Genomic DNA, 18,998 nt, shown 5'->3' on the forward strand with positions numbered 1-18,998 from the left:
CAGACTCCGACGGCGCGGGCACGCTGCGCCGGCGGGAAACCTGCAGTGAGTAGAGACAGCGTCGCCGGCATGACAAATGCGGCGCCGACGCCGGAGATCACGCGGGAGACGATGATCCACGACGGTTCGTCCGCGAAGACCGGAATCGACGAGCCGGCAGCAAAAACGAGTAGTCCGAACATGAGCAGTTCTCGTCGACCGTATCGATCGCCGAGTGCGCCCGCCGGCAACAAGAGACAAGCCAGCGTGAGCGTGTACCCGTCCACGATCCACGTGAGCTGGCTCTGTGTTGCACCGGTATCGCGGGCCAAGTCGGGAAGGGCCGTGTTGAGAGCGGCCATCGCTGCGACGACCAGCGCGACGGCGCAGCACGCGACCGTCAGCATCCAGATCTGTCGGATGGTCCACGTGGACTGTTCGAGCGTCGTATCGCTACTCACGAAACCTCCCGATAGAAACAAGACCATCAGTATCGTTACAAGAACAGCAGTTCCACAACCCCCAAGTGGGTATAACTGAAGTTGTGACGGTGGGAATCGACAAGCAGGGAATCGAACAGCAGGGAAACGACGAGGACCCGCGCAAACAGCGTTCCAGGTCCAGGTTGCTCGACGCAGCGACCACGCTGCTGGCAGAAGGCGGCGTCGACGCCGTGACGATCGATGCCGTCACCAAGTTGGCCAACGTCGCGCGTGCGACGCTGTATCGCCATTTCGACAGCGGCACGGAGTTACTCGCCGCGGCATTTGCACGTCTACTGCCGCCGGTGCCGGAGATGTCCGGTGAAGGCGATCTCCGCGCGCAGTTGCTCGAGTTGTTGACCAGTCAGGCCAAGGCCATCGAAAGCGCACCGATCCAGGTGACGGCGATGTGCTGGCTCGGCTTGGGGCCGGAACTGAAGGGTTATTCGAGCGTCGATGCCCTGTCCACGGACAAGCCCGAATTGCGATCGCTGCGCCAGACGGTTTTCGAGCAGTACCGACACGCGTTCGATCGGATCCTGCGCTCGCCGGGCGCGATCGACGCGTTGGGGGAGTACGACTACGACGTCGCACTTGCTCAGTTGGTCGGACCTTTGGTGCTCACCAAGCTGGCCACGCTGACGCCTCTCGGGGAGGCTGCGTGTGAGCAGATCGTGGACGACTTTCTGGCTGCACGCGGAGTGTCGAGCTGACGCTCACGGCTCCAGGTTGCGTCGAAGGACGTACTGTTCGAGCCTGTCGATTCCGCGTACTCGTCGCGGACGAAGGTGCCGCAGTTTGAAATTGGCGTCCGAGCCGAGTTGGGTGGCCAACTCGGAGTCGATCAGCACGGTGCCGGGACGAGCAGAGCTGGTGAGGCGCGCGGCCTTGTTGACCACCGAACCGTAGAGATCTCCGAAGCGAACCAACGTCGGCCCCATGGCCAGGCCCACCCGAAGCTGCGGATCGTCGTGATCGGCGAGGACCGCCTGCTGGATCTGCAAAGCGATCTCGGCTGCGTGATGAGGACTCTCGGCGGCAAACATGACCTCGTCACCGACGGTCTTGACCACCCAGCCGTAGTTGCGACCGATGATTTCGGTGGACGCGGACTCGAACCGCTCGAGCAGATCGTTGAGTTCGGCGGAGTCGAGGCCGCGGGTCAGCGAGGTGTACCCGACGATGTCGGCGAAACCCACAACCAGAACACGACTCGCTACTTCTTCGCCCGGGTTTCCCACGTTGCGGCCCGTCGACGACGCGACGTGACGCTTCCATACGTACGTCTGCAGAGATTCGACAGCGGGAATGATCTCGGCGCCGAGGCGCAGAACGATCTTCCGGATCGCTTCGGGCTCGTGATCTGCCGAGTCGGCGAGCTGGTCGATGATGTGTGTGCTGATCAGCGAGACCTGCCACTCAGCCAACCTCGACATCGACTGCCCCAGTGAACGGGCGGCAGCCACCTCACTGCTCTGCGAGATGACTCCTCGATTGACCATGTCGATGATCGTCTTGAGGGCGTTGGCGTCTTGCTGGGTGAACATGACGGCGTCAGGATCCTCGTCGACGGCAAAGCCCATCGCGACCCACAAACGATCGGCACGCTCGCGTGTCACACCGGCGAATTCCGCGATCTGCGATTGCGTGAAGCAGCGCGGTCCGCCGAGGAGGGACTCCTCGATGTCGGCTTGAATCCGGCTGAGCAGATGAGCATCGACGTCGACCGGATCAGCAGTGTGAGGTTCGGCAACGTGAGATTCAGCAGGGGCGGGTTCGGTGACCTCGTCGATCCACTCTGACTCCGAACTGCTCACCGTGCTCCTTATTGCCGCAACGAATTTCTGTCCACCATCTTCCACGCGGTGCCCCGAGAACAGTACTGAATTGGCCGAACCGTCTACGGATCCTCGGGCTCAGGCGGGCGGTGAGAGTCAACACGTCGGTGGCTTGTGCAAGAGTTGCCCCGAGAAAAGCACTGTCGATACCGAAATGCACGAGATACTTCTGAAAGGACCTGCGCATGCCACCCCGTAGACGTTCCGGCGCTGCCGCATCAACGCCGGATCACCTCACTGCGGACAATCTGGCAGCGCTCGCCACGGCTGTCGCCGAAGGCAAGCGCGCCACCGTCTATCTGCGCGAGGCGACTCCCAGCCTGGGGATCGAAGCCGGTACCTCGGCGAAAGTCGTGTCGGTGGACGGCAACACCGTGATGATCCGCCCCAAAGGCGTCAACGACGAATTGCCTTTCGAGGCAGAGGAATTGCGCATAAACCGCGTCTCCGCGGCACCGGCCAAACCGGCGCCACGGCCCAAACCAGTTGTGGAGTCCGAGCCCCTGATGGAGCCACTCGTAGAGCCTGTTCGACCGAAGCCGCGTGCGCAGCCTGCACCCGCTCCGGTACCGACTGCCACTGCTGCCCCTGCCGCGACACCTCGTCCGGCCGTCAAGCGTGCGAAGAAACTGCCGGCCGGTATCAGCGTCACCATCCATGCCGGCGCGGACAACGACTGGAGCGTGACGGTCACACAGGGCGCCAAGCGTCCGGGCAAAGCAGTTCCGGTCGCACCCGATGCGGTCGAGCGAGCTGTCCGCGAGTTGGGTGAGCCCACCGCAATCGAGGCTGTCGAGTCCATCATCGTCGCTGCACGGGACATGGCTGCAGCGCGAGTCGACGAGTTGAGTCGTCAGCTCGAGGAGGCACGCAAGATGCTCGAAGCGCTCGGAGCTACCGACTAGAAACGCTGCGTAGGTCCGCACTTTCCGGGGTATGCGTTTTTTGCAGCGGGGAGATTACCGGCGGAGAGATTGTGATGTTGCAGCGAATTGTTTCGGCTCTGGCAGCGTTGGTCTTGGCACTCGGACTCGGGTTCATCGTCAGCAGCAATGCGGTTGCTGCACCCACGCCCATGGGTGGTGGTTCGGGCATCATCATCGACAATCAGCTGGTCTGTACGTTGACCACTATCGGTCACGACAACGGCGGCAGACTCGTAGGTATCACCGCAGGTCACTGCGGTGGTCCTGGATCGTTCGTGATCCCGGAAAGCAACGAGGACGCAGGCGTGGTCGGCACGTTCGTCGAGTCGAACCCGGACCTGGACTACGGGGTCATCCAGTTCGATCCGGGCAAGGTCACACCAGTTCGAACGGTGGGCGCGGCAACCATCACCTCGATCGGCGCTCCAGCCAGCTTCCCGGCCACAGCCTGCAAGGAAGGCCGTACGACGGGCACGACCTGCGGCGTCGTCTGGGGAGACCTGAGTGCCGACGCATCCACCTGGACTCAGATCTGCGTCGACCACGGTGATTCGGGAGCCCCGGTCACGGTCGGGACGACGCTGGTCGCGATGGTCAACGCCTACCTCTGGGTGCCGTGCCTGGGGCCGGAACTCGGCACCAACATGACCTCCATCGTGGACACGATCAATGCCCACGGAGGTGTCGGCGCCGGGTACCGGCCCATCTAGCGGCGAGCTGGGATCAGCCGCACACTGCTCCACCCGAGGCTGATCCCACGAGCTTGGAGTACTTGGCCAACACACCACGTGTGTAGCGAGGCGGCAACGGCTCCCAGCCCTTCTTGCGGGCTTCCAATTCGGAGTCGTCGACCAACAATTCGAGTTGTCCGGTACCCACGTCGAGCCGGATCTGATCGCCGTCGCGAACGAACGCGATGGGACCGCCGTCGACGGCCTCGGGCGCAACGTGTCCGACACACAGGCCGGTGGTGCCGCCCGAGAATCGTCCGTCCGTCAGCAGCAGGACGTCCTTGCCGAGACCCGCGCCCTTGATCGCGCCCGTGATGGCCAGCATCTCGCGCATGCCGGGACCACCCTTCGGGCCTTCGTAGCGGATGACGACAACGTCACCGCCGGTGATGGTGCCGTCCTCGAGAGCATCCATCGCGGCGCGCTCGCGTTCGAAAACCCGTGCAGTGCCGACGAATACATCAGACTCGAATCCTGCCGACTTGACCACCGCGCCGCCGGGCGCGAGTGACCCCTTCAAGATCGTGATGCCTCCGGTCGGGTGAATGGGCTTGTTCATCGCCCGCAGGACCTTGCCGTCCGGATCGGGCGGGGTGATGTGCGCGAGATTCTCCGCCACGGTCTTACCGGTGACGGTCAGGCAATCTCCGTGCATGAGTCCCGCGTCGAGCAATGCCTTCATGATCACGGGGACGCCGCCGATACGGTCGACGTCCGTCATGACGTGCTTTCCGAAAGGCTTGACGTCGGCGAGGTGCGGGACCTTCGCGCCGACGCGAGCGAAGTCGTCGAGCGTCAGCGGGACGTACGCTTCGTGCGCGATCGCGAGGAGATGGAGCACCGCATTGGTGGATCCGCCGAATGCCATGACTACTGCAATGGCGTTCTCGAACGCTTCCTTGGTGAGGATGTCCCTCGCGGTGATACCTCGACGCAGGAGTTCGACAACGGCTTTGCCGCTCTCGCGGGCGAAGCCGTCGCGGCGACGATCCGGTGCGGGCGGTGAAGCGCTGCCGGGCAGCGACATTCCCATGGCCTCGGCGGCGCTGGCCATCGTGTTTGCCGTGTACATGCCGCCGCACGCGCCTTCGCCCGGGCAGATCGCCCGTTCGATGGTGTCGACGTCGGCGCGGCTCATCAGCCCACGCGAGCAGGCGCCAACCGCCTCGAACGCGTCGATGACGGTGACTTCCCGCTCACTGCCGTCGGAAAGTTTGGCGACGCCGGGGAGGGTGGAGCCGGCGTAGAGGAACACGCTGGCGAGGTCGAGGCGGGCCGCCGCCATCATCATGCCGGGCAACGACTTGTCGCAGCCGGCGAGAAGGACCGATCCGTCGAGACGCTCGGCCTGCATGACGGTCTCGACGCTGTCCGCGATCACTTCACGGGAGACGAGGGAGAAGTGCATGCCCTCGTGCCCCATCGAAATGCCGTCGGAGACGGAGATAGTGCCGAATTCGAGAGGGAACCCGCCGGCTTCCCGTACGCCCTCCTTGACGGCCTTGGCCAGGCGATCGAGGGACAGGTTGCATGGCGTGATTTCGTTCCAGGACGAGGCGACGCCGATCTGCGACTTGACCCAGTCGTCGTCGCCCATTCCTACTGCACGCAACATGCCGCGCGCTGCGGTCTTTTCGAGTCCGTCGGTGACGTCACGACTTCTGGGCTTGATGTCGGGTTCGGTCATTTTCCAAGCATAGGCGTCAGCGGGGTGTGTTTCCGGCAGACGAGCGACTCGACTTGCCGACAAACGCCGTCCGTCGTGAATAGACTCGTCGCATCGCAGTTGGGGCTGAGTGTGCAGGTGATTGACGTACAGGGGGATTCACGTGGAGTCGGAACTGACTTCGGCTTTCGGATTTGCAGTTCTGGCCGCCTTCTTGACCGGTAGTGGTGTCTTCCTGGTCGTTCTGACGGTTCTGCACGAGATTGCCCGGTGGAAGGGCCGCTTCGTATCGGTGTGGGTGACTTTCTTTGCCGCTCTGCTGATACTGCCCATCCTGTTCGGCGCGTTGATCGCAGGCTATTCCGCGTTCTCCGAGGTCGACGGGTCCGAGGCTCTGCTTCCGCCGGCGTTCTGGATCCTGATCGCGGCCGGGGGTGCACTCGGCGGTTACATCGGAGTCAAGGTCGGTGTGGTTCGAGGCTCGGCCCTCGATTACCGGTTGTGATCGGGATCGACTCGATCAAACTTCCAGAGAAGCGCAAGCGAAGCCTGGGTGAACATCCCGAAGCTCTCTTGAACGCCCGTTCAGGTGCGGGTTCACTCCTAGCGTGCACACGAATGCCTTCGATCGAATATCCAGACGTGGCCTGCTGCAGGGATCGGCGGCCCTCGCCGGCGCAGTAGGTCTCGGTGTCGCTTCGGCGAGCCACGCCGGTGCCGAGGTTCCGGGTGGCAGCCCGGGCTTCGCGCACGGCGTGGCATCCGGTGACCCGTTGCCGGATGCCGTGATCATCTGGACCCGCATCACCCCGACGGCAGACGCGACGCCCGGTTCCGGCGTCGGGCCGGCGGTGACTCTCAACTGGCAGGTCGCGACCGATGAGGGGTTCGCGAGCGTCGTTGCGTCCGGAAGTGTTGCTGCTTCGGCGGATTCCGATCACACCGCGAAGGTCGACGTCACCGGACTCGATTCGTCGACGACGTACTGGTACCGATTCACTGCGGGTTCGGCTGTTTCTCCGGTGGGCCGCACCCGCACGGCTCCGTCGAACTCGGCAGATCTCGATCGTCTCCGCTTCGGCGTGGTGTCCTGCTCCAACTGGGAGGCGGGGTATTTCGGTGCCTATCGTCACCTCGCGTTCCGCGAAGACCTCGACGCGATCATCCACCTCGGTGACTACATCTACGAGTACGGGCAGGGGGAGTACGGCGCGAGAAACGGATCCGTTCGCCTTCACGAGCCGGCCCACGAGATCATTTCGCTGGCCGACTACCGAATTCGGCACGCGCAGTACAAGACAGACCCGGATCTGGCAGCTCTGCACCTGAAGCTCCCGTTCATCACCACGTGGGACGATCACGAATCGGCCGACAACGCGTACCGGGACGGCGCCGAAAACCACACTCCCGGTGTCGAAGGTGACTGGGTAGATCGAAAGGCCAACTCGGCCAAGGCATATTTCGAGTGGATGCCCGTCCGCCCGTCGGGTAGTGGTTCGAGCGTTCAGCTGTATCGTCGGTTCCGCTTCGGGAATCTGGCCGAGATCTCGATGCTCGATCTGCGTACTTACCGCGACGAGCAACCGACCATGAAGCAGGTCGACGATCCGTCGCGCACCATTACCGGACGCGCACAGATGGATTGGTTGACCAACGGAATCGTCACCTCCCCGACGCAGTGGAAGGTCGTCGGCAATCCGGTCATGATCACGCCCTGCGTGTTCCCGCCGCTGGAACCGGCGACCACCGCGGCGTTGACCGAACTGGTGGGTGTGCCGCAGGCCGGTGTCCCGTACAACACGGATCAGTGGGACGGGTACACCGCCGACCGCACCAGGCTTTTCGACGCGATCACCTCGAACGGTGTGGACAACACCGTCTTCATCACCGGTGACATCCACACGTCATGGGCCTGCGACCTACCGACCAACGCCGCCAACTATCCGGGTGGGCCGACCGTCGGCGCCGAGTTCGTCGTCCCGTCGGTGACGTCGCCCAATATCGACGACATGCTGAAAGTGCCACCGCGCACGGTAACCGTTGCGGCAGAAGAAGCATTCAAGGCCGTGAACCGCCACGTGCGGTACGTCGAACTGGATTCGCACGGCTACGGCGTATTCGAAATTGCCCGCGAAGGTACTCAGATGGACTGGTACTACGTCGACGATCTCACCAATCCGCAGAGCAATGCGCACTACGCCGTGAGCTACCGTCTGCCGGCAGGCGCGGGCAGTAGAGTCTCACCCACCTCGGCCGCCCTCGATCAGGCCTCGTACCGACCAGGAGTCGACCAGTGAGTATCGAAGTTTCGCGTCGTAGCGTTCTGATCGGTGGAAGTGTTGTCGCCGGAACGGCATTGCTCGGAACGCCCGCTCGCGCGAGTGTTCCCACCAGCGCTGGAATCCCAGACCTGGACGTGCATGTCATAGTCGTAGACGGCATGCGGCCGGACGAGCTGCGATCGGAGCTCACCCCGACGCTGACCGGGCTTGCGGCCGGCGGTATCCACTACCCGGACGCCAGTGCCATCACGATCGCAGAGACGCTGCCGAACCACACGGCGATGATGACGGGAGTGCTGCCGGCGCGTTCGGGTGTACCCGCCAACTCCGTCTACGATCCGGCCATCGACAAGAAGCGTGACCTCGATCGGCCTTCCGACCTGCAGGCATCGACGGTTCTGGATCGGGTACGCACCGAACTCGGATTGACCACTGCGAGTGTGCTGTCGAAGCGCTACCTTCACGGGCTGTTCGGTGACCGCGCCTCACTGGTGTGGGATCCGCAGCCGCTCGTTCCCGGTACCGAGCATGCGCCGGACAACTTCACGATCGACGCCTTGATCCGTATCGTCGGCGGGAACTCGCCGCGGCTGTCATTCACCAACCTCGGTGACGTCGATCGGGTCGGGCACCTGGATCTGTCCGGTCCGTCCATCCGGATCGCTCGCACGGCTGCACTTCAGAACACCGACAACCAGGTTCGCCGTTTCGTCGACTTCCTTCATGACACGGGTCGCTGGAATCGGAGCATTCTGATCGTGTTGGCCGACCACTCGATGGACTGGTCGGAGCCCGCGCGGCTCATCGGCTTGGATCGACCGCTGAACGCGGACCCGTTGCTGGCAGGCAAGATTCGAATCGCCCAGAACGGTGGCGCAGACCTGATCTACTTCGTCGGACCCGATGGCGAACGGGCGGAAGCCGTCAGCCGGATTCAGCAGATCGTGGATGGTGTGGACGGCGTCGAATCCAGCCACCTCCCCGCCGAATTCGATCTCGGCACCAATGCCGGTGACGTCGTTGCGTTTTGCGCTCAGGGCTGGCGGTTCAGTGATCCGACTCCACTGTCCAACCCGATTCCCGGCAACCACGGCCACTTCGTGACACTGCCCATTCCGTTCTTCCTCAGCGGCGGACATCCCGCTCTGGACGGTGGACGGAAGATCGACACGCAGGCTCGCACGATCGACGTCGCGCCGACGGTTGCGGCTCTGCTCGGCCTCGGTGCACCTGCCGGCGGCTGGGACGGCGTCGCCCGCACGACGGGTGTGTCGCTGAACGTCTAACGAGGATCGCGACCGGTCAGGGCAATCAGCTTGTCCTGCAACGACGCATCGTCCGGGAGGTCGACGGGATCGGAGAAGAGTCCGCTCTCGGCGAGCATGTCGCGCTGCCCGTCGAGGTCGGACCAGACGGCCTCGACGAGGTCTGGATCGAGCCGCTCGTCTGCTCCGACCGCTCGCGCAAGGTCCCAGGTGTGGATCGTGACGTCCGAGGTCTGCTGGCGCAGATAGGGTTCCACCTTCACCGTGCCGTACGAGAGGTGAACGTGGGCACTGAGGTCCGTCGATTTCCACGCTTTGATTGCGGCATCGGAGTACTTCTGCCATTCGGTCCACAGGTCGTCCCCGACGGGAACGATGTCCGGTGTCGCCTCGCCGACCGTCAGTCCGGCCAGGAGCGGCGGTACCCACTGCTGCTCCTCGATGACGTGGCGGACGAGGTGTTCGACGTGCCAGTCGGAGTCGGGCGTGGGTGCGTTCCAGTCCTCGACCGCAGCGAGTCGTGAACCGAATTCGCGGTGGGCGGTGAGTACGAGTTCGAGCCAATCGAATGCCATCACTCGAGGGTAACCCGATCAGCGTGACGTTAATCGGTGCGTGAGGCTTCGATTCGGTGAAGACTGTCGGGGTTGTCGCTCAGTCGAATCGAGGAGTTTTCATGACCGTCCCCACCGTCACTCTGGCCGAAGGTCTCACTGTCAGCGCCCAGGGATACGGCGCGATGTCCGTCGCCCCGGTCTACGGCCCGGTGGATCCGGCCGAGGCGCTCGCCACGCTGCACCATGCGGTGGACATCGGGATCACGTTCATCGACACCGCCAACGTGTACGGCGAGGGCTCGAGCGAGCGTGCGGTGGGAGAGCTTCTCAAAGACCGCCGGGACGAAGTGCAGTTGGCGACCAAGTTCGGTCTGGTCGGCAACATCGCCAACGGTCAGCGCGGGATCAACGGAGACCCGGCTTACGTGCCGCGGGCACTCGACGAGTCTCTGGGACGACTCGGCGTCGATCATGTCGACCTCTACTACTTGCACCGGGTCGACCCGAACGTGCCGATCGAAGACACCGTCGGCGCGATCGCGGAGCAGGTGAAGGCGGGCAAGGTCCGCAACATCGGCCTGTCCGAGGCGACCGGCGATGAACTGCGTCGTGCGTACGGGGTGCATCCGATCGCGGCGATCCAGTCGGAATGGAGCATCTGGAGTCGGGACGTCGAGAACAAGGTAGTACCCACCGCCGCGGAACTCGGAGTCGGATTCGTGCCCTTCTCACCTGTGGGCCGAGGCTTCCTGGCGGGATCGTTCGATGCGGAGACGCTCGGTGACAACGACCTGCGCCGACGCTTCCCACGCTTCTCGGACTCCGCGCTCCCTGCTAATCAGAAGGTTCTCGACGTGGTCCGCGCCGTCGGTGAGGAGCTCGGCGCGACGCCTGCACAGGTTTCCCTGGCATGGCTCGATGCCAAGGGCCGCCAGTACGGGTTGCCTTCCGTTTCGATTCCCGGCACTCGGTTCGCTGCACGAGTCACCGAAAACGCCGGAGCGTTGGACATCGTTTTGAGCGAAGACCAGATCGCTCGCCTCGACTCCCTCGCCGCGATCACCGAAGGCTTCCGTTCGGCCGATCTGAATTGGGTGTCTCAGGGCCGCGAATAATCATGTCCTGAGCCTTGCGAAAGACAGGAGTAACATACAGACCCGATGAAAAAAGTGTGGTTGGTCTGGGGTGTCGGTGTTTTTGCCTACGTGATCGCCGTGCTTCACCGCACTTCGTTCGGCGTCTCGGGTCTGTCTGCTGCTGATCGGTTCTCGATCTCGCCTAGCGTTCTGTCGAGCTTCGTCGTGCTGCAGATCGTCGTGTACGCCGGCATGCAGATTCCGGCGGGAGTCCTCCTCGACCGCTACGGTTCGCGGATCATGATCGCAGTCGGTGCGTTCATCATGATGTCCGCGCAGTTGGCTCTCGCCTTCACCGAATCGCTGCCCGTCGCGATCGGTGCACGTATTGCCGTCGGTGCCGGGGATGCACTCACCTTCATCTCGGTGTTGCGGTTGGTACCGCAGTGGTTCCCGCCCCGGCAGGTGCCGTTGGTCTCGCAGTTCACGGGCATCCTCGGTCAGCTGGGCCAGGTGATGTCTGCGCTTCCGTTCATGTTGCTGTTGTCCGGACCGGGCTGGACTTTTGCCTACGGCAGCGCTGCCGCTGTCGGACTGTTGGCGTTTGCGCTGGCGTTGAGTGTCATCCGCGACGCGCCTCCCGGTGCCGACGTGGTCGCCGTGCCGGCCGGCGCCAAGGAGATCGGGCGACAGATCAAGACGGTGTGGATGCGGCCCGGCACCCGACTCGGGTTCTTCAGCCACATGGGGACTCAGTTCTCGATCACGACGTTCGCGCTGCTGTGGGGTGTGCCGTACCTGAAATCGGCTCAAGGCCTCGACTCCACGACGGTCGGCTCGCTGCTGACGCTGTCAGTCATCTCGGCAATCGTGGCCGGCCCGATCCTCGGTATTCTCACCGGTCGCTATCCCATGCGTCGATCGTGGTTGGTTCTCACCATCATGGTGGCCAGCGCGCTCATGTGGGCGATCGTGCTTTCACGAAGCGAACCGTCTCCGCTCTGGTTGTTGACGATCCTGGTGGTCGTCATCTCGGTGGGTGGGCCGGGTTCGGTGATCGGCTTCGACTACGCGCGCACATCCAATCCGAGTTCGGCGATGGGCACCGCGCAGGGCATGGTCAACATCGGGGGATTCCTCGCTTCCCTCATCGTGATTCAAGTGATGGGCGTCATCCTCGGACACATGGGCGGGTACACGTTCGACGGATTCCGTGTCGCCTGGATGGTGCAATATCCAGTTTGGATTCTCGGTATCGTCGGTGTGCTCGTCACCCGAGGCAAAGCCCGGCGAGCCCTCGCAGCAGAAGGCGTACACGTACGGCCGATTCGCGAAGTCATTCGTCGCAACAAATAACTCGATCGCATCGGGTAATTCATCCCCTGCGGGTGAGGTTCCCAAGCGTCCGAGCCACCAGGCTTGATGGATGAACGACGCAATGAACATCGGACCGGTCGAGCTCGTGGTGCTGGCATTCCCAGGTTCAACTGTGGATCCTGAAGCTGTCGCCGCGCTGCAGAACGTGGTGGAACGAGGTTTTGTCACTCTGCTCGACCTCGTGTACATCGCCAAGGACGCGGACGGACAGGTGTCGCAGATCGATGTCGACGAAGATCTCACCGACATCGGACTGGCGATTCTGTCCATCGAAGCCAAGGCATTGATCAGTGACGAGGACCTGGACGTGGTCCGTGAGTCACTCGAACCAGGAACGTCCGCCGCAGTCATCGTCTACGAGCAGACGTGGGCGCGTGAGCTCGCGTCGACGGTTCGCGGTGGCGGCGGCGACGTAGTCCTTCACGTTCAGATACCGCGCGAGGTAGTCGTCGCAGCGGTCGAAGCAGCATTTCAGTAGCGACAATTACCCAAGGAGTTCGGCATGGTTTTTCGAGGTGGACGCAGAGGGCGGCCGGGGTTGCTCGGCACGGTGGCGCGCACGGCGGTAGTGGCTGGAACCGCAAAGGCGACGTCCAACGCCATGGATCGACGGAGTCAACGAAAGGCCAGCGAGCAGCAGCAGGAATATCAGCAGGAGTACCAGCAGCAACAGCCGCCGCCGCAGCAGCAGGTCGCCCCCGTGCAGTCCGTTCCCCCTTCAGGCGCGGACGATCTGGTCTCCAAGCTGCAGGAGTTGGGACAGCTTCATCAGTCCGGCGTGTTGACCGATGCCGAGTTCGCGGCGGCAAAGGCGCAGTTGCTGAGCTAGCCCTGCTGTTCTCTTCAATTGCGGCAATGCGCATTGCCGCAATTCGGCGTGAAAGGCTGACTTATGATCGACCCACGTGCGGCATCGGCCGCAATCGAAGCCGCGAACGCCCGAGTCGCCGAGACTCTACCGTTCTCCGACGACGCCGACTTCACCGAGGCGAAGCGGGGTTTCGTCGCCGCACTCGATCCGGGGCTGGTTTCCGATTCGGACGGAAAAGTCCTGTGGAACAACGTTTCCTACGCGTTCCTTGACGAGGACTGCCCGCCAACGGTCAATCCGAGCTTGTGGCGTCAGTCGAAGTTGGTCGCCAAGCAGGGACTCTTTGCGGTGACGGATTCGATCTATCAGATTCGCGGACTTGATCTGTCGAACATGACGTTGATCGAGGGAGATACCGGAATCATCGTCATCGATCCACTGATCTCCCGGGAAACCGCTGCCGCTGGTCTCGCGTTGTATCGGGAGCATCGTGGTGATCGACCGGTTGTCGCGGTGATCTACACGCATTCGCACATCGACCACTTCGGCGGGGTCAAAGGAGTGACCACCGACGACGACGTCGCCGCCGGGCGATGCGTGATCGTCGCACCCACCGGGCTCGTGGAGCACGCGGTCGAGGAAAACGTCTATGCGGGAACGGCAATGGCTCGACGCGCGGCCTACATGTATGGGGCGGCCTTACCCCGAGGTCCCCGAGGTAGCGTCGGAGCCGGGTTGGGGCAGACCACCTCAACCGGCACACCGACGCTCATTTCGCCGACGGTGTCGATCTCGAAGACAGGTCACACGGAGACGATCGACGGCGTTCGGATCGAATTCCAGATGACGCCCGGAACCGAGGCCCCGTCCGAGATGAACTTCTACTTCCCGGATTTGCGCGCACTGTGTATGGCGGAGAACGCAACTCATACTCTCCACAACCTGCTCACGCTTCGCGGTGCCCTGGTACGAGATCCTCATGTCTGGTCTGCGTACCTGACGGAATCGATCAATCGTTACGCCTCACGATCCGACGTTCTGTTTGCGTCCCACCACTGGCCGACGTGGGGGACCGAACGGCTCACCGAGTTCCTGTCATTGCAGCGCGACCTCTACGGGTACCTTCACGATCAGACACTTCGTCGAATCAATCAGGGGTGGACCGGTCTCGAGATCGCCGAATCGATCGAGCTGCCACCTGCATTGGCGCAAGCGTGGCACACGCACGGGTACTACGGTTCCGTCAGTCACAACGTCAAAGCCATCTACCAGCGATACATGGGTTGGTTCGACGGTAACCCTGCGCATCTGTGGGAGCATCCACCCGTCGAATCGGCCAAGCGTCACGTGGAGTTCATGGGCGGATCAGCAGAAGTGTTACGGAAAGCTCGGGAATCGTACGAGCGCGGCGACTTTCGCTGGGTTGCGCAGGTGGTGAACTACGTGGTCTTCGCTGAACCGGACAACGTCGAGGCCAAGAATCTGCAGGCCGATACCTTCGAGCAACTCGGGTACGGCGCCGAGAACGGCACATGGCGGAACTTCTACCTCACCGGTGCATACGAACTGCGCAACGGCTCAGTGGGGACGCCCACGGTTGCCGCGGCGCCCGACATCACCGCAGCGCTGTCGGTAAGTCAAGTCTTCGATGCAGTATCGCTGCGCGTGGACGGAGTGCGCGCAGCGGGCTCGCACATCGTCGTCGATTGGAACATCACTGACGAAAACATCGTTCACCGAACGGAACTCAGCAACGGAGTTCTGATCCATTTCGACGTGGAAGGTGGGTCTGCAGATGCTGGGTCTGTGGATGCGATGTTCAGTTTGAGTCGGCGCGACTTACTCGGTGTGCTGCTCGGTGGTGTGGACTTGGGTGCCGAGATTGCGAATGGAACCATCTCGGTTTCCGGCGACCCGGCGAAGCTCGCAGAACTTGCCGGATACCTCGACGAGCCGGATCCGAACTTTGCGATAGTCACTCCGACCTAGCGCTGTATCAGTCGTGAACGAGCCTGTACTTCAACAGGTCTCGAGTCACGCACCTTTTTGAAGTTGTCCGTTTTGTCTCTGGTTCTCGAAATTATGTTCGATTAAACTTTCGACATGGATAGTCGGGGAGCGTGGCAGCTGGATGGCGAGGGCCTCAAGGGGGAGGTTCTGGATCTGGTGCGTGTCCGGCACGAGTTGCAGTCGCGGTTGGTGTTGCTGATCGTGGAGATGTTTTCCCGTGAGGTTCTCGGCGGGAAGGGTTTTCGGGCGATCGCGCTGTGGTTGCATGGTTCGACGAATCTGGAGATCGGTGAGTGCAGTCTGCTGGTCGGGTTGGCGCGGTTGTTGATGCTCGAACCCGTTGTGGGCGATGCGTTTCACCGTGGTGACGTGGATGCGTTGAAGGCGCGGCAGGTGGCGTCGTTTTGTCAGCATCCGCCGAAGAACATGACGCCGGCGGATGTGGACAAGGCTCGCGGGATCCTGCTTGGCCTGGCGTCGCAGAACATTGCTGATTGTGATGCGGTGCGGGCGGCGATTCGGCGGATCGAGAAGCAGTACGGCAGGCGTGAGGACGGGGTTCCGGTGGGTGAGGATTCGGAGCGTAACGAGTTCTACGCGTCGAAGGGCCTGTACGGGCGGGTGACCGTGAAGGGTGATCTGGATGCTGTGAACGGGGCCCGTCTGATCACGTTGTTGTCGAGCCTGTCTGCGCCGACGCCGGAGAAGGACGGGGTCAAGGACATCCGCACGCCTGCGCTGCGGCGCGCGGACGGGTTCTGCGAACTACTGCGGCGGTACGAGCGGGCGGGGTTGGGTCCGGTCGAGGGCGGGGTGAAACCGCACATCACGGTGACTGCGTCGGCGAAAGACATGACGGACCTCAAAGCCTTGAAGGATATGTTGCCGTCGACTCAGGAGTTGGGTTTCGCGTGGGCGGATTGGGTGGGCCCGATCAGTATCGATACCGCGCGGATGTTGGCGTGCGACTGCACCGTGACGCGGATTTTGTTGGATGAGAGTGGTGTTCCGCTCGACTGCGGTAAGGAAGCGAGAACGGCGACGGTTCCGCAGCGGCGGGCGTTGGCGGTTCGTGATGGTGGGTGTGCGTTTCCGGGGTGCGGGACTCCGTCGGGGTGGTGCGATGCCCATCATATTGTTCACTGGGGTGATGGTGGCCCAACGGATCTCGATAATCTGATCTTGTTGTGCGGTCATCATCACCGGACGCTGCATCACACGGAGTGGCGGGTGGAGATCGGGCCCGATCGGAAATCGGTGTTCTATCCGCCGATGTCGATCGATCCGTATCAGCAGCCGATCGGCGGGAACAGCCCACCGACAGCGGCGTGAACCGCGACAACTGACGAATACGCCGGGGCACAACCATGCCCCGGTGCTTGCTCAATCCAGTATTTACTCAAGACAACGTGATGTCGGCAATCAGGCCGTGGTGATCGGATCCCTCGATCTCGATCCGTTCCAAGGATGTCGCCACGGCGCCTTTCGTGATGATGTGGTCGATACCGACCACCGCCGGATACCGCTTGTCGGTCGGATAGGTCGGGATCAGGCCGGAACCCAATTGGTCGGCGGCGCTGGTGTATCCGTTCGTGAGAAGATTCCGGAACTGTTTGTTCGAGTACGACGCGTTGAAGTCGCCGCTCACTATCACGTTGTCCCGTCCGGCGACTTTGTCCATGTAAGACCCAAGCCTTCGCTGCTCGTCCGCCCACACCGAAGCCGGTGAGATGTACGCCGGTGCCGGATGCACGGCGAACAATGTGACTGGCTGCGCCAAGCCGACATTCAGTTCTGCGGACAGCGTTTCGGGTGAGAATCCGTCGAGGCTACGCGGATTGGAGAGTGGAAAGCGACTGTAGATTCCTGCCCCGCCACCACCGTCGGTGTACGGGACGAGGAATTGGTGGCTCAGAACCTCGTCAAGCCCGGCGGCTTCGAGCGCGTCGGCTTCCTGGTACGTCAACTCCTGGACCGTCACCACGTCGACCTCGCGTTCGCGGACCATCGCCACAAGCGACTCCGGATCCGCTGCACCGACCATCAAGTTGGCCTGCATGATTCGAATCGATGGACCGTTCGCAGACGTCGACTCCCCAGTTCCGCCGATGTACAGCGGGCTCACAGACCATCCGAACAACCCAAGGACGAGGATCGAGGCGGCGCACACGATCCACTGACGCCCAATACCCGAGACGACGGCACCGATCAGCGGAGCAATCATCAACAAGGGCGCCACTGACGCCAGAACGATCACGATGTTGTGATCGACGTCCAACTGAGTTGCGATCAAGGCAACCAAACCAGTCACGATGCCGGCCACACCGGCCACGGCCGAAAGGCGGCGAAGAACCAGTCGACGAGGGGTCACGGCATCGGGTTGCATGACGTCCATGGAAGCAGAAGAGCGTCATAGCTCCGGGAAACTGCAGGTGGAGTCGGTGCGCCCTATTGTTTGCGCCCTATTGTTGCGGATACGGAAGGTGGCTGCTGCTGTTCTCACTGACGGAGATCGAGCGGCCGAGTTGGGGGAAGGCGCGTTGAGAGCACGCTGGCCTGTCACAGACTTTGCACCCCGCGCCGATCGGCACGATGGTCGCGGGGTCGTCCGTCTGAATTCCGTGTGAGTAGACCATGCGATCGGCGTAGCCGATGTCGCAACCGAGTCCGACGGCGAAGTTGCGCTCGGGTGCGAGGTACCCGAGTCCGCCGCTGTGGGTAGTGCGCGCCACCCAGAGGTATGTCCGGCCGTCGGGCATCTTCGCGACCTGAGTGAGGATGCGACCTGGGCTCGCGAATGCCTCGTGGATGACCCACAGCGGGCAGCTGCCTCCGACTCTGGAGAAGTGAAAGGCGGTAGCAGACTGACGCTTCGAGATGTTTCCGGCGCGATCGGTTCGGACGAAGAAGAAAGGGATGCCGCGTTGGCCGTGTCGTTGGAGAGTGGACAACCGGTGGCAGACTGTCTCGAAGCCGACCTCGAACTTGAGGCTGAGCAGGTCGATGTCGTACCGCAAGGCCTCAGCGGATTGCAGGAATTGGGTGTACGGGAGTAGCAGTGCGCCGGCAAAGTAGTGTGCGAGTCCGACGCGAGCCAGCGCTGCGGACTCGGCGCTCAATGATTCATCCTCGGCGACAAGGGAATCGATCACGTCGGCCTGCGTGAAGAAGGCCAACTGCATTGCGATCTGGAACGCGCGTTGTCCTGCCGACAGACGACGGGCGAGTGTGAGGACCGACTTGTTCGGATCGTAGTAACGCTTGGGGCCGAGCTTGTCGGGTTCGTCGGTACGGATCGTCACGGTGACGCCGTGCTGATCGCGAAGTAGTCGTGCCAGTTGCAAATCCACTGCGCCCACGGACAATCCGTTGTCCAGGAACATCTGCTCGGCAGCGTCGTCCAGAACGGCGATGTGATTCTTTCGGTCGTAGAAGAAGTCCCGAACTTCCTCGTAGGGCATCGGTACGAGTGACACATCGGACGCTGGTTCGCCGGACAACTGCGTCGAGAACTGGTCCAACTGCTCTGTCGCGGAGTGAAGGCGGCGGTGCAACATCACGAGGGTGCGTCCGACCGCCGGCATGCGGGCCACCAATTCGTCCACCTCGGCCAGAGATACGTCTCCAGATTCCGAAGTTTCGGCCAAGGCGTGATGAACGTCCGCAACCAGGCGTGCGTCGGAATCGGAGGCGAAGAATTGCACGTCGAGATCGAACTCGGCGTTGAGCTTGAGAAGGACGGGCACCGTCAGCGGTCGTTGATCGTTCTCCAGTTGATTGACATAGCTGGGGGAGAGTTCGAGTGCCTTCGCCAGTGCGGACTGTGACAGGTTTCGTTCCTCCCGCAGCCGTCGCAGCCGCGCTCCCGCGTACATCTTCTTCATCAAATCTCCTCGGTGCCGATCGCGTTCACCCTACCGAGAAGCTATTCGCAACATTCGCAACATCGCAGCATTGTCATTGCACAAATAGGCAATTGCGAGGGCCTATCCCGAGGT

18 protein-coding genes are annotated in these 18,998 nt (G+C 62.4%); 12 read left to right on the plus strand and 6 right to left on the minus strand.

Annotated features, from left to right (window positions below; all coding sequences use genetic code 11):
- On the minus strand, window positions 1-467 hold a 467-nt coding region (locus V3587_RS01980; RefSeq protein WP_331698992.1), incomplete at its 3' end, for an MFS transporter.
- Window positions 468-523: 56 nt separating this feature from the next.
- Between V3587_RS01980 and V3587_RS01985 the strand changes: the two genes are divergently transcribed.
- Window positions 524-1,174 carry a TetR/AcrR family transcriptional regulator gene (locus V3587_RS01985; protein ID WP_042448361.1) on the plus strand — a complete coding sequence of 217 codons (651 nt, stop codon included), beginning with the start codon at window positions 524-526 and terminating at the stop codon, window positions 1,172-1,174.
- 3 nt (window positions 1,175-1,177) lie between these two features.
- Here V3587_RS01985 and V3587_RS01990 read toward each other — a convergent pair whose 3' ends face one another.
- Window positions 1,178-2,278, minus strand: coding sequence for an adenylate/guanylate cyclase domain-containing protein (locus tag V3587_RS01990; protein WP_007732623.1), 1,101 nt, complete (start codon window positions 2,276-2,278; stop codon window positions 1,178-1,180).
- A 206-nt stretch (window positions 2,279-2,484) separates the two neighbouring features.
- On the opposite strand from V3587_RS01990, the gene V3587_RS01995 reads away from it, so the two are divergent.
- Window positions 2,485-3,204 (plus strand): DUF6319 family protein, encoded by a 720-nt coding sequence (locus tag V3587_RS01995; protein WP_030537011.1) that lies wholly within the window; start codon window positions 2,485-2,487, stop codon window positions 3,202-3,204.
- Window positions 3,205-3,278: 74 nt separating this feature from the next.
- On the plus strand, window positions 3,279-3,935 hold the full coding sequence (locus V3587_RS02000; protein ID WP_007732621.1) for a S1 family peptidase: 657 nt from the start codon (window positions 3,279-3,281) through the stop codon (window positions 3,933-3,935).
- A 13-nt stretch (window positions 3,936-3,948) separates the two neighbouring features.
- Here the strand turns inward: V3587_RS02000 and ilvD are convergent, their stop codons facing one another.
- Window positions 3,949-5,643: a dihydroxy-acid dehydratase gene (gene ilvD / locus V3587_RS02005; protein WP_003940201.1), complete on the minus strand. Its 1,695-nt coding sequence runs from the start codon at window positions 5,641-5,643 to the stop codon at window positions 3,949-3,951.
- A gap of 142 nt (window positions 5,644-5,785) precedes the next feature.
- Here ilvD and V3587_RS02010 point away from each other — a divergent pair, with 142 nt between their 5' ends.
- The 3 genes from V3587_RS02010 to V3587_RS02020 all read left to right on the plus strand — a co-directional run bounded on the left by V3587_RS02010 (window position 5,786) and on the right by V3587_RS02020 (window position 9,190).
- The gene (locus V3587_RS02010) at window positions 5,786-6,127 is read left to right on the plus strand and encodes a hypothetical protein (protein WP_003940142.1); all 342 of its coding nucleotides are present in this window, start codon (window positions 5,786-5,788) and stop codon (window positions 6,125-6,127) included.
- A 103-nt stretch (window positions 6,128-6,230) separates the two neighbouring features.
- Window positions 6,231-7,919 carry an alkaline phosphatase D family protein gene (locus V3587_RS02015; RefSeq protein WP_007732613.1) on the plus strand — a complete coding sequence of 563 codons (1,689 nt, stop codon included), beginning with the start codon at window positions 6,231-6,233 and terminating at the stop codon, window positions 7,917-7,919.
- A complete protein-coding gene (locus tag V3587_RS02020; RefSeq protein ID WP_058037682.1) occupies window positions 7,916-9,190 on the plus strand; it encodes an alkaline phosphatase family protein in 1,275 nt (424 codons plus the stop codon). The genes V3587_RS02015 and V3587_RS02020 overlap by 4 nt, the downstream gene beginning before the upstream one ends.
- On the opposite strand, the gene V3587_RS02025 is transcribed toward V3587_RS02020, so the two are convergent.
- A complete protein-coding gene (locus V3587_RS02025) occupies window positions 9,187-9,744 on the minus strand; it encodes a TIGR03086 family metal-binding protein (RefSeq protein ID WP_007732609.1) in 558 nt (185 codons plus the stop codon). The genes V3587_RS02020 and V3587_RS02025 overlap by 4 nt on opposite strands.
- Before the next feature lie 101 nt (window positions 9,745-9,845).
- On the opposite strand from V3587_RS02025, the gene V3587_RS02030 reads away from it, so the two are divergent.
- From V3587_RS02030 to V3587_RS02055, 6 genes are all read left to right on the plus strand, one after another.
- Complete coding sequence (locus V3587_RS02030; RefSeq protein WP_030537012.1) at window positions 9,846-10,841, plus strand: aldo/keto reductase; 996 nt, start codon at window positions 9,846-9,848, stop codon at window positions 10,839-10,841.
- A 45-nt stretch (window positions 10,842-10,886) separates the two neighbouring features.
- A complete protein-coding gene (locus V3587_RS02035; RefSeq protein WP_283376058.1) occupies window positions 10,887-12,158 on the plus strand; it encodes an MFS transporter in 1,272 nt (423 codons plus the stop codon).
- A gap of 70 nt (window positions 12,159-12,228) precedes the next feature.
- On the plus strand, window positions 12,229-12,657 hold the full coding sequence (locus V3587_RS02040) for a DUF6325 family protein (protein WP_007732604.1): 429 nt from the start codon (window positions 12,229-12,231) through the stop codon (window positions 12,655-12,657).
- Window positions 12,658-12,681: 24 nt separating this feature from the next.
- The gene (locus V3587_RS02045; protein ID WP_003939954.1) at window positions 12,682-13,008 is read left to right on the plus strand and encodes an SHOCT domain-containing protein; all 327 of its coding nucleotides are present in this window, start codon (window positions 12,682-12,684) and stop codon (window positions 13,006-13,008) included.
- Window positions 13,009-13,071: 63 nt separating this feature from the next.
- The gene (locus V3587_RS02050; protein ID WP_283376059.1) at window positions 13,072-14,979 is read left to right on the plus strand and encodes an alkyl/aryl-sulfatase; all 1,908 of its coding nucleotides are present in this window, start codon (window positions 13,072-13,074) and stop codon (window positions 14,977-14,979) included.
- A 114-nt stretch (window positions 14,980-15,093) separates the two neighbouring features.
- The gene (locus tag V3587_RS02055) at window positions 15,094-16,332 is read left to right on the plus strand and encodes an HNH endonuclease signature motif containing protein (RefSeq protein WP_317829729.1); all 1,239 of its coding nucleotides are present in this window, start codon (window positions 15,094-15,096) and stop codon (window positions 16,330-16,332) included.
- A gap of 67 nt (window positions 16,333-16,399) precedes the next feature.
- Here V3587_RS02055 and V3587_RS02060 read toward each other — a convergent pair whose 3' ends face one another.
- Both V3587_RS02060 and V3587_RS02065 read right to left on the minus strand, forming a co-directional pair.
- Window positions 16,400-17,395: an endonuclease/exonuclease/phosphatase family protein gene (locus V3587_RS02060; RefSeq protein WP_047269774.1), complete on the minus strand. Its 996-nt coding sequence runs from the start codon at window positions 17,393-17,395 to the stop codon at window positions 16,400-16,402.
- 67 nt (window positions 17,396-17,462) lie between these two features.
- Window positions 17,463-18,884 (minus strand): short-chain fatty acyl-CoA regulator family protein, encoded by a 1,422-nt coding sequence (locus V3587_RS02065; RefSeq protein ID WP_283376061.1) that lies wholly within the window; start codon window positions 18,882-18,884, stop codon window positions 17,463-17,465.
- Between the last annotated feature and the right edge of the window lie 114 nt (window positions 18,885-18,998).

The organism is Rhodococcus sp. IEGM 1306, assembly GCF_036541985.1.
GTDB lineage: Bacteria > Actinomycetota > Actinomycetes > Mycobacteriales > Mycobacteriaceae > Rhodococcus_F > Rhodococcus_F qingshengii.

Excerpts from the sequence above, each read along its gene's own strand:
- V3587_RS02000 (WP_007732621.1), top strand. The coding sequence starts at position 3,279 with ATGTTGCAGCGAATTGTTTCGGCTCTGGCAGCGTTGGTCTTGGCACTC.
- ilvD (WP_003940201.1), bottom strand. The coding sequence starts at position 5,643 with ATGACCGAACCCGACATCAAGCCCAGAAGTCGTGACGTCACCGACGGA.
- V3587_RS02030 (WP_030537012.1), top strand. The coding sequence starts at position 9,846 with ATGACCGTCCCCACCGTCACTCTGGCCGAAGGTCTCACTGTCAGCGCC.
- V3587_RS02055 (WP_317829729.1), top strand. The coding sequence starts at position 15,094 with ATGGATAGTCGGGGAGCGTGGCAGCTGGATGGCGAGGGCCTCAAGGGG.
- V3587_RS02045 (WP_003939954.1), top strand. The coding sequence starts at position 12,682 with ATGGTTTTTCGAGGTGGACGCAGAGGGCGGCCGGGGTTGCTCGGCACG.
- V3587_RS02050 (WP_283376059.1), top strand. The coding sequence starts at position 13,072 with ATGATCGACCCACGTGCGGCATCGGCCGCAATCGAAGCCGCGAACGCC.
- V3587_RS02025 (WP_007732609.1), bottom strand. The coding sequence starts at position 9,744 with ATGGCATTCGATTGGCTCGAACTCGTACTCACCGCCCACCGCGAATTC.
- V3587_RS02035 (WP_283376058.1), top strand. The coding sequence starts at position 10,887 with ATGAAAAAAGTGTGGTTGGTCTGGGGTGTCGGTGTTTTTGCCTACGTG.
- V3587_RS02060 (WP_047269774.1), bottom strand. The coding sequence starts at position 17,395 with ATGGACGTCATGCAACCCGATGCCGTGACCCCTCGTCGACTGGTTCTT.
- V3587_RS01995 (WP_030537011.1), top strand. The coding sequence starts at position 2,485 with ATGCCACCCCGTAGACGTTCCGGCGCTGCCGCATCAACGCCGGATCAC.
- V3587_RS02065 (WP_283376061.1), bottom strand. The coding sequence starts at position 18,884 with ATGAAGAAGATGTACGCGGGAGCGCGGCTGCGACGGCTGCGGGAGGAA.
- V3587_RS02040 (WP_007732604.1), top strand. The coding sequence starts at position 12,229 with ATGAACGACGCAATGAACATCGGACCGGTCGAGCTCGTGGTGCTGGCA.